12 protein-coding genes are annotated in these 14,330 nt (G+C 69.1%); 3 read left to right on the top strand and 9 right to left on the bottom strand.

Annotated elements, in window-relative coordinates; translation table 11 throughout:
* Positions 1-11: 11 nt before the first annotated feature.
* Entirely contained in the window at positions 12-2,291 is a 2,280-nt protein-coding gene (locus HD841_RS15050; RefSeq protein WP_179509687.1) for a TonB-dependent receptor, read from the top strand.
* A gap of 4 nt (positions 2,292-2,295) precedes the next feature.
* On the opposite strand, the gene HD841_RS15045 is transcribed toward HD841_RS15050, so the two are convergent.
* From HD841_RS15045 to HD841_RS15025, 5 genes are all read right to left on the bottom strand, one after another.
* Positions 2,296-3,870, bottom strand: a complete 1,575-nt coding sequence (locus HD841_RS15045) for a Na+/H+ antiporter (RefSeq protein ID WP_179509686.1) — start codon at positions 3,868-3,870, stop codon at positions 2,296-2,298.
* A 207-nt stretch (positions 3,871-4,077) separates the two neighbouring features.
* Complete coding sequence (locus tag HD841_RS15040; RefSeq protein WP_179509685.1) at positions 4,078-4,959, bottom strand: NAD(P)H-hydrate dehydratase; 882 nt, start codon at positions 4,957-4,959, stop codon at positions 4,078-4,080.
* Positions 4,956-5,726, bottom strand: a complete 771-nt coding sequence (locus HD841_RS15035; protein ID WP_179509684.1) for a histidine phosphatase family protein — start codon at positions 5,724-5,726, stop codon at positions 4,956-4,958. Before HD841_RS15035 ends, HD841_RS15040 begins: the two co-directional genes overlap by 4 nt.
* Before the next feature lie 167 nt (positions 5,727-5,893).
* Positions 5,894-6,694, bottom strand: coding sequence for an exodeoxyribonuclease III (gene xth / locus HD841_RS15030; protein ID WP_179509754.1), 801 nt, complete (start codon positions 6,692-6,694; stop codon positions 5,894-5,896).
* 17 nt (positions 6,695-6,711) lie between these two features.
* Entirely contained in the window at positions 6,712-6,903 is a 192-nt protein-coding gene (locus HD841_RS15025; protein ID WP_179509683.1) for a DUF3606 domain-containing protein, read from the bottom strand.
* A gap of 101 nt (positions 6,904-7,004) precedes the next feature.
* On the opposite strand from HD841_RS15025, the gene HD841_RS15020 reads away from it, so the two are divergent.
* Positions 7,005-7,538, top strand: a complete 534-nt coding sequence (locus HD841_RS15020) for a hypothetical protein (RefSeq protein WP_179509682.1) — start codon at positions 7,005-7,007, stop codon at positions 7,536-7,538.
* Between the two features lie 391 nt (positions 7,539-7,929).
* Here HD841_RS15020 and HD841_RS15015 read toward each other — a convergent pair whose 3' ends face one another.
* A complete protein-coding gene (locus tag HD841_RS15015; RefSeq protein WP_179509681.1) occupies positions 7,930-9,081 on the bottom strand; it encodes an epoxide hydrolase family protein in 1,152 nt (383 codons plus the stop codon).
* 22 nt (positions 9,082-9,103) lie between these two features.
* A complete protein-coding gene (locus tag HD841_RS15010) occupies positions 9,104-10,009 on the bottom strand; it encodes an NmrA family NAD(P)-binding protein (RefSeq protein ID WP_179509680.1) in 906 nt (301 codons plus the stop codon).
* A 71-nt stretch (positions 10,010-10,080) separates the two neighbouring features.
* On the opposite strand from HD841_RS15010, the gene HD841_RS15005 reads away from it, so the two are divergent.
* Positions 10,081-10,752 (top strand): TetR/AcrR family transcriptional regulator, encoded by a 672-nt coding sequence (locus tag HD841_RS15005; RefSeq protein ID WP_179509679.1) that lies wholly within the window; start codon positions 10,081-10,083, stop codon positions 10,750-10,752.
* A 72-nt stretch (positions 10,753-10,824) separates the two neighbouring features.
* Here the strand turns inward: HD841_RS15005 and HD841_RS15000 are convergent, their stop codons facing one another.
* Positions 10,825-12,015, bottom strand: a complete 1,191-nt coding sequence (locus tag HD841_RS15000; RefSeq protein WP_179509678.1) for an MFS transporter — start codon at positions 12,013-12,015, stop codon at positions 10,825-10,827.
* Positions 12,016-12,058: 43 nt separating this feature from the next.
* Complete coding sequence (locus tag HD841_RS14995) at positions 12,059-14,320, bottom strand: beta-glucosidase family protein (protein ID WP_179509677.1); 2,262 nt, start codon at positions 14,318-14,320, stop codon at positions 12,059-12,061.
* Positions 14,321-14,330: the final 10 nt, after the last annotated feature.

The raw sequence follows: 14,330 nt of genomic DNA, 5'->3' as shown, positions 1-14,330 counted from the left end.
AGGGGGGCATCATGCGGACGATTGCATTCTTACTGGCCGGTTCGGCCTTGCTCACAGCCATGCCGGCTTCGGCGCAGCAGGCGCGCATCGCAGAGGCGCCCGAGGATGACATCGTCGTCACGGGGGAAAAGACGAACCGCACGGTGCAGGATACGCCGACCAGCGTCGCAATCACCACGCCCGACCGGATGCGGGAGGAGACGATCCAGACGGTGCAGGACGTCTACAATCGCACCGCCAACATGTCGGAGACCTATGGCTCCACCGGCTTCACGATCCGCGGCATCACCAATACCGGCGTCGGCGGGGGCGGCAACGCGGATACCGCGAGCGTGTACGTCGATGGCGCGCCGATCCCGCGCGACGCCTTGTTCGGCGGCCCCACCGATCTATGGGACGTGCATCAGGTCGAGGTGCTGCGCGGGCCGCAGTCGACAATCCAGGGGCTGAACACGCTGGCAGGCGCGGTGGTGCTCACCACACGCGATGCCTCGCCCACCGCGTACAGCGCGGATGCGCGCGTCCTCTGGACCGAGCACAACGAGCGGACCGTCTCAGCCGCGGCAGGCGGCCCGCTCCTCCGCGATGAACTCGGTTTCCGGCTGTCCGCCGAGCAGCGCTCGGACCGCGGGCTGATCCGGAACGTGACGCGCGGCGGCTATGACGATGCCCTCCGGTCGCTCAATCTGCGCGGCAAGCTGCGCTGGACGCCGGCCGCGGTTCCGGGTCTGGACGTACGCGCAAGCTACAACCGTGTGCGTCGCGACGGCGGTTACCTCTACGAATATGCGCGTACCGACGTGCCCGATTTCTACGACAACCGGATCAGCACCGGCAACCGGCCCAGCCGCGGGCGCGTCCACTCCGACATCGCCGTGCTGAACCTCGGCTATGCGATCACGCCGCGCCTGCGCCTGTCGAGCGTGACCTCGTACAACCAGGTCACCACGCACGCGCTGGTCGACACCGACGGCACCGCCGCCGACGTGCAGGCGGTCGACAACCTGACGCGGTACAAGACGTGGACCGAGGAATTGCGCCTGAACTATGACGGCGAGCGGGCGAGCGGCGTGCTGGGGGCATGGGCGTATCGCCGCACCGGCGGGCTGGAGGCCGAGAGCCGGATCAACGTACCGCTGCCAACCGGGACAATCGGGCGTTTGCTGGAGAGCGGCGGCGTTCCCGCGGCCACCGCGGCGCAGATCGTGACCGCTTATGCCGCCGCCCTGCCCGCGATCCCGATCCACTATCGCGGCCAACAGCCCGATGCCGTGCGCACCGCCGCGCTGTTCGGCGACGGGCGCTACCGGGTCACCGATCGCCTGTCGCTGATCGCGGGCTTCCGCTACGATCACGAGGAGAACCGCTACATCGCGGCGACGCTGACGACCTTCACCGGCACGCTGCCCGATCCGGCGGCGTTTGGGGCAGCGGGCACGCTACGCTACGGGGCGGTGCAGCAGATCAACCGCGGCGTGCTGGCGCTCGTCGCCGCAGCCTCGTCGCCGCGCGCCGCCAACGCGCGCAGCTTCGATGCCTTCCTGCCGAAGGCAGGGATCAGCATGGCGTGGACGCCCGACCTGACCACCGCCTTCACGGTGCAGCGGGCATATCGTTCGGGTGGGTCGAGTCAGAATCCGGCGCGCGCGCTGCTGGTGCCCTATGATCCCGAACATAGCTGGAACTACGAAGGGTCGCTGCGTTCGCGATGGCTGGGCGGGCGCCTGACGGTCAATGCCAACGTCTTCTATGTCGATTGGCGCAGCCAGCAGACCATCGCGCGGTTCGGCCTCAACACCTTCGATTACAACACCGTCAACGCCGCGCAGTCGCATCTCTACGGCTTCGAGATCGAAGGGCAGGGGCGGATCAGTCGCACACTCGATGCCTATGCTTCGATCGGGCACGTGCAGACCCGGTTCGACACGTTCGCGCTGCCCGGCGGTGCGACAGGCAGCGTCGATCTCGCGGGCTCGCAATTCCCCTACGCACCACGCTGGACGCTGGCCGGGGGCGTCAATGCGCATGTCGGGCGGATCAGCGGCAATCTGAACGCCAATTATCGCGGACCGGTCTTCACCACGCCCGGCGTGGGGCAGGCGGAGGCACGGCTGGCTGGCCGGACGATCGTGAACACGCGGCTGGGCTATGACACCGATCGCTGGACCACCTTCGTATTCGCGCGCAACCTGCTCGACACGCGGTACAAGCAATATGACTCCCCGAGCAGCAACCAGGCGATCCTGGGCGATCCGCAGACGTTCGGCGCCGGGATCGAGCTGCACCTGTGACCCGTCAGCCCTCGCCGAGGGCGCGGCAGATCTGCTGCTCCTCGAGATCGAGTTCCTCGCCAAGCGCCCGGTGGGCGTCGGCGTCGATCTGATCGGTCTGATCGGACAGCTTCTCGCGGGCGGCCTGGATCGCGACGAGACGCAGCCGCTGCTGCGCCGCGAGCTGTTCGGTCTTCGTTTCCACGTCCTGCCCTTCGATGCTGGCGCGGTGGGCGCGCACCTTATATTCCTCAACCAGTTCGGCCGCGGCGCCGCTGTGCAGCGAGGCATCGTCGCCGGCGTGATCCTCCACCGCTTCCAGCGAGGCGGCGGCGAGTTCCGCCCGTGCCTGTGCCGTGTCCGGTTCGGGCAGCACCGCCTCGTCCTCCTCAAGGCCGAGGCGGCGGATCAGCCAGCCCAATGTCGTGCCCTGGACGACGAGCGTCGCAAAAATGGCGCAGAAGGCGAGGAAGACGATGATGTCGCGACCGGGAAAGCGGATCGGCAGCGCCAGCGCGGTCGCCAGGCTGACCACGCCGCGCATGCCGGCCCAGGACAGGATGGCCGGGTGGCTCCACGGCGGCATCGGGTCCTGCTCGCGCGTGCTGCGAAACAGCAGGCGCGGCAGCCATGTCGCCGGAAAAATCCACAGGCCGCGGCTGACGATCAGCGTCGCGGAGATGGCAAAGGCGATCAGCCCGAGCCGCAGCGGATCATAGTCCTGCAACCGCTCGACGATGCCGCGCAGCTGGAGGCCGATCAGCATGAAGACGAGGGCGGTCAGCAAGAATTCGACGAAGCGCCATACCGTCGCCATGCCGAGCCGCGTCTCGCCGGTGAAGGCGGCGTGCTGGCGCCGCCCCAGCACCAGGCCACAGGCGACCGCGGCGAGCACGCCCGACACCTGGATCTGCTCGGCAAGCACATAGGCGACGAACCCGGCGAGCAGGCTGACGGTGATATCGAGCAACGTGTCGTCGAGCCGCGCGAAGACCCACATCGCGCCGCGGCCGACGAGCCAGCCGACCAGCGTGCCGCCGATCGAGGCGGCGAAGAATTGCAGCACGCCTTCGCCAAGGCTGAAGGTGCCGGCAAGGGTCGCGGCGACCGCACAGCGATACAGCACGAGCGAGGACGCATCGTTGATGAGGCTTTCGCCCTCCAGCACCGTCACGAGGCGCTTGGGCAGCCGGACCTGTTTCAGCACCGCCGCGGCCGCGACCGCATCGGGCGGGGCAACGATCGCGCCGAGCGTGATCGCCGCCCACCACGGCAGGTCCGGCACCAGCAGCTTCGCCACGATCGCCACCGCGGCGGCCGTGAAGAACACCGCGCCGAGCGCCAGCGACAGGATCGGGCGCAGGTTGAACCGGAAGGCAGGCCAGTCGGTGCGATAGGCGCTCGCCTGCAACAACGGCGGCAGGAACAGCGCCAGCGCAAGTTCGGGATCGAGCTCGACGGTGCCGATCCCCGGCACGAACGCAAGCGCCATGCCGCCGAGGACGAGCGCGACGGCGAGCGGGATGCGCAGACGCTCGGCGGCATAGGCAAGGACCACGCAGGCCGCGATCAGGATGAGCAGCAGCTCGAATGTGTGCATGATCGCGCGCGCCCTTCACTGATGGCCGGTCCGACATCGGCGTGCCCCGCGGCGGTCGCGCGCCGCCGGCCCGGGCGCGGACCTCATCGTGCGGCGACGGGCGGGAGTTCCGCGGGCACGATGTGGATCAGTGCGATTTCAACGGCGGGTCCCGGTGATCCAACCAGCGCGGCTCAGCTCGCCGGCACGCCGAACCGCTCCGCCCGCTCATTGCGGGAGCAGGCGCGGGAATTCGGCCGGCAACTCGCGGGCCAGAAAGCCGATCGGGCCGGTCGCGGCGGCGACACGACGACCGCTCTCGCCATGCAGCCACACGCCCCAGCCCGCCGCGACGAGCGGCGGTGCACCGCGCGACAGCAGGCCGGCGATCGCGCCGGCGAGCACATCGCCCGAGCCGCCGGTCGCCAGACCGCTGCCGCCGCCGACATAATGCAGCAGCGCCCCGTTCGGGGCAGCGATGACGGTGTCGCTGCCCTTCAGCACGACGATCGCGCCATAGTCCGCGGCGACCCTGCTGGCGATCGCGGCGGGATCGGCGGCGATGTCGTCCTCATCCTGTCCGGTCAGGATCGCCATTTCACCATAATGGGGCGTGAACACGAGCCGTCCTGACAAGGGCGCAAGCTGCTTGCGCATGTCGCGTGCACAGCCGATCGCCATCGCGTCGACCACCAGCGTCATATCCGCACCCGGCTGCCGAAGGATCAGGTCGAGCAGGCGCTGCGCCGCATCGGGCTTGCCGATCCCCGGGCCGATCACCAGCGCGCCGCAGGCGTCGAGCGCGGTCTCGAGGCGGCTGCCGGGTCCGGCCGCGATCTCGCCATCCTCGTCCTCGGGCAGGGCGATGGTCGCAGCCTCGGGCACGAACAGGCCGAGGAGTGCGGCCGATTCCACCGTCGCCATCTGCAGCTTGCCGGCGCCGGCGCGCAACGCCGCCTCGCCGGTGAGGCGGAGGGCGCCGGGGACGATCCGCGATCCGCCGATCGCGAGGACGCGGCCGCGGCTGTTCTTCGTCGTCCCGCTGCCATGCACGGGCAGCGGATTGGCGGCGATCCATTTGCGGTCGAGCGGGGTGGCCGCGCCGGTCATCCCCGTATGCCCGCGGTACGGTCAGGCTCCGCCGTCACCGTTGCGGCACCCCGGTCCTCAAGATGCCGCACGTCGTTGTAGCGGACCAGCGCCAGCGCGCCGTCGCGGCCCGCGGCGGGATCGAAGCGATATTCGGTGACCGAGCCGTTGGCGACATCGCCCTGCCGATCGATCGCGAGGATCTCCGCTTCCGACAGATCCTCGATGATATAGCGCAGGCACAGGACGACCACCTGATGCGCGACGATCATGACGCGCTTTCCGCCATGGTGCAGCGCGATCGTGTCCATCAGCGACCGCAGGCGGAAGATGACGTCGCACCAGCTCTCGCCGCCGGGCGGCCGATGGTAGAATTTGCCGAGGAGCCGACGGAATTCGGCTTGCTCGGGATGGACCGCGGCGACACCGGTCGTCGTCAGCCCGTCGAGTATGCCGAACTCCTTTTCGCGCAGGCGTTCGTCGACGGCGATCGGCGCATCACCGGAGCCACCGCCATGGTTGCGGAAGATTCGCGCCGTCTCCAGCGCGCGGACATAGGGCGATGCGAGCATCACCTCCGGCCGGTCATCGGTAGCGACCTGTGCGAACCAGTCGCCGAGTGCACCGGCCTGCTCGCCACCGCGCTGCGACAGGGTGATATCCACGTCCCGTGTCGCCAGTTCGATCCGGTCGGCACCGCGCGCATGCGCCTCATCGCGGGCGACGTTGCCGGCGCTTTCGCCATGGCGCACGATCCAGAGCCGGCTCGGCCAGCGCGGCGCCGTCATGAGCGCCCCATAGAGTCACGATGATCGCTGACATCGAATTCTGCGCCGATGGCGTAGGACATGCTTTGGCTCCCTGCTCCACCAAGCGTGCACGGCACCTCTCGTTCCCCGGTGGTTGACCAAACTGTTGTTTTCTGCTGCGTTTTTCCACGCCATGTTGACCTCGATCAAGCGCGGCGGGCGGTTTTCGCCGGTTCGGGCGCGAGACGGATCCACGTCGGCGCATGGTCGCTGGTCTTCTCCCAGCCGCGGACGTGCCGATCAACCTGGGCGTCCTCCAGTCGTCCGGCCAGCGATGGACTGAGCAGGAGATGGTCGATGCGCAGCCCTGCGTTCCGGGCATAGGCGTTCCGGAAATAGTCCCAGAAGGTATAGATCGTCTCGTCGGGATGACGCTGACGCAGCGCGTCCGTCCAACCCTGTGCGGTCAATCGCGCGAACAGCGCTCGAACCTCCGGCGCGAACAGTGCGTCGTCGATCCAGCGTTCGGGTTTATAGACGTCGCGCTCGGTCGGCATCACGTTGAAATCGCCGGCGAGCACCACGGGCAGGCCGCTCTCCAGCAGTGTTGCCGCATGGGCGTTGAGCCGCTCGAACCAGGCGAGCTTATAGTCGAATTTAGGGCCGGGGCGGGGATTACCGTTGGGCAGATACAGGCCGCCGATCAGGATGCCGTTGACCGCCGCCTCGATATAGCGGCTCTGCGACGGATCGGGATCGTCGGGCAATCCGCGCCGCGTCTCGTGGATCGTGCCGACGCGGCTGAGGATGGCGACGCCGTTCCAGCTCTTCTGCCCGTGCCATACGGAATCATAGCCGCAATCGCGGATCGCGGCAGCCAGGAATTTCTCCTGCGGCGCCTTGAGTTCCTGCAGACAGACGATGTCCGGCTGTGCCTCGGCAAGCCAGCGCAGGAGGACGGGCAGGCGCCCGTTGACGCCGTTCACGTTATAGGTGGCGATCGTCATCCCCGCCGCGGCGGGAGTCACGTCGTCGGCTTGAGCTTGGCTGCAGCCGCGTCCAGTTCGGCGCGATCGTTGCCGACCGTCCTGATCAGCTCTTCCGCCTGCTGTCGGGTGATGCCGTGCTGGTCCGCGAAATAGGCGACTTCGTAGCCCTCGCCGCCGGCAACCCGGGCGCGATCACCGGCCCCACGCTTGTTTTTGTCATCGGCCATTTTCTCATCTCCTCCGACACGGAATGGCCCGCCGCGCCGACTGGTTCCAGCAGGGTGAACCCACAGTGGACAAAGCGGGAACATATGGTTAACGCGCCCCGATGGCGGCATCCTTGTTTCTTCTTATTGCGGTGGTGCTGGCGTTCACCGGTGGAAGCGGGCCGTGGATCCTGATCGCGACGGTCGTCGCCGCTGCGGCGGCCGGCACGCGCTTGCCGGATCTCGACACCCCGCTTCGCCTACGTCATCGCAGTGCCCTGGTGCACGGCATCCTGCCATTCTGCGTCGCGTTGCTTGACCACCGTACCTGGCCGGTGGCGGCCGGCTTGGGGCTGGGCATCGGCGTCCATCTTGCGGCCGATCTGTTTCCGAGCACGATGCGCGGCTTCGCCACGATCAAGGTGCCGCTATGGGGGTCGATCGGCGTGTGGCCGTCCTATCTATGGATCGCGGCCAATGCGGCGGCCAATCTGATCGGCGGGGTCATCGTGCTGGACCGCATCGCGTCCCGCCAGGTCGCAGATGGTGCTCTGGCGGCGACGGGCGTCCTTGGCGCCGCATACCTGATGCGCGCGCAAGGCGGCTGGTATGCACTTGCGGTGCTCGGAACGCTCGGGTGGCTGTTGCTGCGTTAAGGGGCGGGTGGCTGCGTGTACGTCGGGGGTGTGCGTACGCGACGCAGCGACGCTTAACATAAGGCATATTATCGGCTTGTTGTCGTAGGCGGTTGCCGTTTTATAAGCCTCCGTCTGATGGCTTAGCGGCATTCAATATGCTGTTATCGTGCCACCGCAGCCACGGTCTACGTACAGAAAAGACCGGCGTGCAGCGTGTCGTCAACATCGATGTTCCCAACCGAATACGCCAAGATCGAATCTTGCGGGATATCGTACGATGAACGAAATATTTCTAATGAGGCCGCAGCCCGGGCAGCGTCGCTTCTAATCTGTGAAATCGAAGATGCCCTTCGATCCTCACGCCCCTCACCGCCGCCGACGCCACGCTTGCGGCACGTCCGGCGCACCGTCACAGCTGCCGGGCGGTGGCGCGGACATGCGCCACGAGCGCGGGCGCATTCTCCATCGCCGCGAAATGGCCGCCGCGATCAGCCTCGCCGAAGAAGCGAAGGTCGGCGAAGCGCGCCTCCGCCCAGCGGCGGGACAGGCGGACCTGTTCGCCGGGGAACATGCTGACGCCGGCCGGCAGCGGCACGGGATCGGTCGGCATGCCGTTCGCCATCTCCTGCGCGGCTTCCCAACAGAAACGAGCCGAGCTCGGCCCCGCATTCGGCAACCAGTAGAGCATGATATCGTCGATCAGATGATCCATCGGGATCACCCGCTCGGGCTGGCCGCCGCTATCGGACACGTCCTGGAACAGCGCGTAGATCCACGCGGCGAGCCCAACCGGTGAATCGGCGAAGGCGAAAGCGACGGATTGCGGGCGGCTGCTCTGAAGCGTCATGTAGCCCGCATAGTCGCGCTGGTAGCGTGCCGCGTCGTCGAGCATCTGCCGTTCGGATGCATCCGCTGCGGCAATCTCTGCCTCCGTCGGCTGGAACAGCACCATGTTGAGGTGGATGCCCGCGAGGCCGGGCGCGCGCATGTGCGCCAGCGCTGTCGTCACGGCCGCGCCCCAATCGCCGCCCTGTGCCATCCAGCGATCGCCATAGCCCAGCCGCTGCATCAACGCGGCCCAGGCTGCCGCGGTGCGGCCTACGTTCCAGTAGCGCGCGGTCGGCTGGTCCGAGAACCCGAACCCCGGCAGCGCGGGGATGACCAGATGGAAGGCGTCGGAGGCGACGCCACCATGCGCGACCGGATCGCTCAGCGGCCCGATGACGTCGCGGAACTCCAGCACCGACCCCGGCCAACCATGGGTCAGCAGAAGCGGCATTGCGGCCGGTTCGGGCGAGCGGATGTGCAGGAAATGGACGCCGAGCCCGTCGATGACGGTCCGGCTGCTGCCCCAGCCGTTCAAGAGCGCCTCGGTGGATCGCCAATCATAGCCGTCCCGCCACCGCGTCACCAAGTTGCGGATGCGATCCAGCTGCGGCCCCTGCGATCCGTCGGTCACCGTGCCCGCGTCCGGCCAGCGGGTGCGGGCAAGGCGGGACGTCAGATCATCCAGTTCGGCTTGCGCGACGTGGATCGGGAAGGGGGTGATAGCGTCGCTCATGGTCGCTCCAATTGATCGCGGTCTAAACGGTCGCGGCGAGAACGGCTTCGGCGCGCGTCCACTCTGTCTTGCCGTAGCGCGCGTTGTCGAGCGTCTGCAGCTTGCCGCGGCCGCTCGCCATGTCGCGGAGATATTGCATGCCCTGCCACGGCGGGAACGGCGCATCGCTGCGCGGCGTCAGCGCGCGCACGAGGCGGATCAGCGCGCTCAGCCGCCCGATCCCCCCTGCCCGCAGCAGCGCCCACCGCCGGCCCTCAAGACGCGTCATCAGCATCGCCAGATCGCGCGGGCTGATCTCGTCGCCGGCGATGCGCAGGAACCGCGGCGCCTCGCGGTCCAGGGCGGCGTCAGCGGTATAGTCGGCGACATCGTCCTTGGTGGTGAAGTCGAACGGCTGGTCCGCGCTGCCCCAATAGAGCACGCGGTGCAGTGCGTGCAGGACGATCGGCGCCTGCCCGGTCAGCAGATCGGCGAACGCGCCGTTGAGGATCGAGGTGACGCGGATCGGGGCGGCATCGGCGCGCGCCAGGAAGGCGCGGCGCAGGTCCATGTTGCGATTGTCGCCGGGGCGGGTCTGCGTGAAGTCCAGCGAAAAGTCCGACGGGATGAACCGCGCCACGCCCGCCGCAACGCTGGCGTCGAGCAGCCGCCCCTGCAGGCCAAGCATGATCGGCGCCAGCCCGTTCACCGCCGACACGACGCACTCGGTTCCCGCCAACGCCCGAGTAAGGGCGTCACCGTCATCGAAATCGACGATCACCGGCGTGCCGCCGGCAGCGCGCACCGCCTCCAGCTTCGCCGGGCTGGTACCGACGCGCACGAGCGCCCTCACCGTCACCCGCCGCCGCACCAGGGCGGAGAGGATGCGATGACCCAGATCGCCGGTTGCGCCTGCCAGTACGATCGTACGGTCTGCCGCGTCCGTCATAGCCTATCTCCGATAACTGAACTACACCGTTCAGTTCTCTTCCGCGGCGCTTTGACCTATATGCGCGGACCATGCAAGCGCCCTTCGATCCCAGCCACGACGCGCCCAGGCGCCGCGGGCGCGGTGGCCGGCCCCCTGCGGGGCAGGCGGGGGATGTCGATCGACGCATTCTGGATGCCGCGACCGACCTGTTCGTGCAGCTGGGCTTCGATGCCACGAGCTGCGATCAGGTCGTGGTGCGCGCGGGTGCCGGCAAGGCGAGCCTGTATGCGCGCTACGCCAATAAGGAGGAGCTGTTTGCCGCCGTGGTGCGACGGATGGTCGATCGCACGCTCGCACCGGCGATCGCCATACCGTGGGATCAGCCGCTCGACGTGCGGCTGCGCGCGGTCGGGCACGCGCTGCTCGCCGCCACGCTGACGCCGGACGCGGTGGCGTTGATGCGCGTCGTGATGGCGACGGCACACCGGATGCCCGAGCTGGCCCGGCTCGCCGACCGGATCGGCGGCGATGAGGGCGTGCGCTGCGTCGCTGCGGCGATCGCCGGCAAGGATGCTGCCCCGGAGGCGATCGAGCGGGCCAGCGAGGTGGCCCGTCGGTTCGTCGATCTGGTGTTCGTGCCGCAGCAGATGCGCGCATTGCTGGGCGACGATCCGGTCGAGCTCGACGCGCGGGCGCCACGCCGTGTGGACGACGCGATCACGATGCTCGCCGGTGCGGGGTGGCTGTCGGACTGGCCGTGACGGACGCGCCGGCCTTCCGGCGCCTCGACGCAACTGCGATCGGCAGGCGCGATCGATGCGAGATCGCGATCGCTACCGCCAGGCGCGCACCCCCAGCATCCCGAGTCCGCCGCACCCGGTCAGCCCGGCCAACAGCAGCAGGATGGCGGCGAAATCGTGCGGCGCCGCGAGCATCCAGGTCAGCGGCGGTCCCAGCAGCGACGGCAAGGTGTTGGTGAGGTTGAACAGCCCCAGGTCCCGCCCGCGGTGCGCGGGGTTCGGCAGCAGCTGCATCGCGAAGGCGGCGTGCAGGGCCACGAAGACGGACGATCCCGCCACATAGACGCCGAAGGCGGTCGCGCCGCCGGCCCAGTCCCGTGCGCCCGCCATGCCGAGCAGCCCCGCCACCGCCACCCCCGCCGCGCCCAGCAGAAACGGCCGGCGCCGCCCGGCGATGTCCGACAGCCGCCCGAGCAGCAGGGCGATCGGCAGCGGTATGACGAAGGCGAGGGCCAGCAGGCTGCCGATCCGCGCCGGCAGGTTGCCGCGCCCGTCGACGGCGACGATGCTCTCGAAATAATAGAGCAGATAGGCCTGCGTCACCGCGGCGGCGACCTGGACCAGCAGGCGCGACACGCCGGCGATCACCAGATCGCGCCGCGATGGCGCCGATGCTGGCGCAACCCGCGCTGCGCCCGCGCCGCCGCGCATCAGCAGCAGCGGCAGGACGCACGCCGCCACCGTGGCGGGGACCAGCGCCAGCCGCGCCGCCTCCGGCAGCATCGCCTCGCCGACCAGCATCGCGGAAAAGGCGGACGCCACCGGGCTGCCGAGCGACAACAACCCGCCCGCGATCCCCTTTTCGGAATCGGGTATCTCCTCCGCCATGATCGCCATCATCGGCGCGAGCAGCGCGTTGACGGCGAACTGGAAGGCGACGATCGCCGCGATCAGCGCCGCCGGCGTCGCGGCCAGCGCCACCGCCGCATAGCTCGCCGCAGTCGCGACGATCCCACCCACCATCCACCGCCGCCGCCCGCCGCCGCGCCGCACCGACCGGTCGCTGAGCCAGCCGAACAGCACGTTGGAGCCGCTCGCCGACAGCGAGCCCGCGGTGATGCAGGCGGTATAGACCCCGATCCGGGCCGCCCCGCTCAGCGCCTCGACCTTGAGCGGCAGCAACAGCGTCAGCAGCGGCAGATAGGCGATGACGCCGCCGACATTGGCCAGCGCAAAGACGATGAGGAACAGCCGTCGGCGCGAATGGAGGGTAAGGGTCGGCATCGTAGGACGCCGACCCTGCCCGCGATGCGCGCCCGCGACAACCTTATGGTTTCATGGTCGTCGCTTGCAGGGTCGCGCCCGATACCATCGTCCGGTCGCCGGCATCGCGCGCCAGCGCGACGCGATAGCGCCCCGCGGCGATACGCCAGCCGGGCAGCTTCGTATCATAATCGGCGACGACGCGCGGTTCGGCGGTCAGCGTCACGCGACGCGTCTCGCCCGGCTTCAGCGTCACGCGGGTGAAGGCGGCGAGCCGCATCGGCGCCCCGCCCTCCTCGCGCGCGACATACATCTGCGGCACGTCGGCGCCGGCGCGCCGGCCGGTGTTGACCACGTCGAACGTCACGCTGAGCCGGGTGCCGCCGGAGACCACCGGGTTGCGATAGGCGAAGGACGTGTAGCTCAGCCCGTGGCCGAAGCGGAACAGGGGCGTCAGGCCCTTCTTATCATACCAGCGATAGCCGACGTCGGCGCCCTCGGCATAGTCCGCCGGGAAGCTCTCGAGCCCCTTCTGCGACGCCACCGCCGGATTCGCCGCCGCCTCTGCCTCCAGTCCGCTCAGACGGTCGAGCCCGACGGGGCGGGACCGCGGCGGCTGCGACGCATCGGCCGGGAAGGTGATCGGCAGGCGACCGGACGGGTTGACCGCGCCGGTCAGGATCGCCGCCAGCGCCTCGCCGCCGCGCTGGCCCGGATACCAGGCCTGCACCACGGCGGGCACCGTCTTGATCCATGGCATCAGGACGGGGCCGCCCGTCTCCATCACCGCGACCGTATGCGGCTGCGCGGCGGCGACCGCGGCGATCAGCGCGTCCTGCTGATCGGGCAGGCGCAGATTGGGCACGTCCTCCGCCTCGGTCGTCCATTGCGTCGCGAAGACGATGGCGAGGTCGGCCCCCTTGGCCGCTTCGATCGTCGCGTTGAAGTTGCGGCCGTCCATCCACGTCACCTGCGCGCCCGGCAGCGCCTTGCGCAGCGCAGCGAGCGGCGAGGAGGCGTGATAGGTGATCCGCGCGAACGACGCCGAACCGCCATAGGCCAGCGGGATCTCCACCGGCGCGCCGCCGACCGAGCGCACCTGCGACGATCCGCCGCCCGACAGCACGCCGACATCGGCGTTGCCGCCGATCACCACGATCCGCTTCGCGCTGCGCGCGATCGGCAGCACCGCGCCCTCGTTCTTGAGCAGCACGATTCCCGCCTCGGCGGCGCGCTGCGCGACGTCGGCATGCGCGGCATACGGGGGCGTCTGGGCCGTGGCGGGGACCGGGCTGTCATAGGCGCCGGTCGCGATCAGCCCGGTGAGGTAGCGCGCGACCATGTCGTCAAGCCGCTGGCGCGAGACCTGGCCGGCCTCGACCGCCGCCTTCAGCGGTGCCCCGAAATATATCGCCTTGTCGAGTTCCTGGCCGGACTGCTGGTCGAGGCCGCCGTTGGCCGCCTTCACCGTCGAATGGACCGCGCCCCAATCGCTCATCACCCAGCCGCGATAGCCCCAGTCGCGCTTCAGCACGTCGTTGAGCAGGTGGCCGTTCTCGCAGCTCCAGTCGCCGTTGACCTTGTTGTAGGCGCACATCACCGATCCGGGCTGCCCCTTCTCGATCGCGATCTGGAAGGCGAGCAGGTCACTCATCCGCAAGGCCGCCTCCCCGATCCTCGCGTCGACGACGGTGCGGCCGGTCTCCTGCGCGTTGAGCGCAAAATGCTTGACGGTCGAGACGATGCGGTTGCTCTGGACGCCGGCGATATGCTCGCCGGCGAGCGTCCCGGCGAGCAGCGGGTCTTCGCCGAGATATTCGAAATTGCGCCCGTTCCACGGATCGCGGGTCAGGTTGACGCCGCCGGCGAGCAGCACGTTGAACCGCTTGGCGCGTGCCTCGGCACCGATCATCGCGCCGCCCGCCCGGGCGATCGCCGGATCGAAGCTCGCCGCCGTGGCGAGCCCGGACGGCAGCGCGGTGGCGACGTCGCCCTTGCGCTGCTCGACCTGATTGGCGACCCCCAGCGAGGCATCGCTCTCGCGCACCAGCGGCACGCCCAGCCGCGGGATGCCGTCGATATGGCCGGCCGACGGGATCAGCTCGCTGGCCGACTTGCCTGCCGCCATCGGTGGGAACAGGCCGTGGAGCAGCGCGATCTTCTCGTCGATCGTCATCCGCGCGACGATCGCATCCGCCCGCGCCCGCGCCGCCGCGCCCTGCATGGTGGGCGTCTCCGCGGCGCCGCCGGCAGCGACGCCGCCGGTCGCCAGCCCGGCAGTCGCCAAAATCGTTGCCGATGCGCACGTCTTCCAAAACCGCTTCATGCAATCCTCC

The sequence above is a fragment of the Sphingomonas melonis genome (assembly GCF_013409985.1).
Taxonomy (GTDB): domain Bacteria; phylum Pseudomonadota; class Alphaproteobacteria; order Sphingomonadales; family Sphingomonadaceae; genus Sphingomonas; species Sphingomonas melonis_A.
This window is presented reverse-complemented; position numbering and strand designations above follow the sequence as displayed.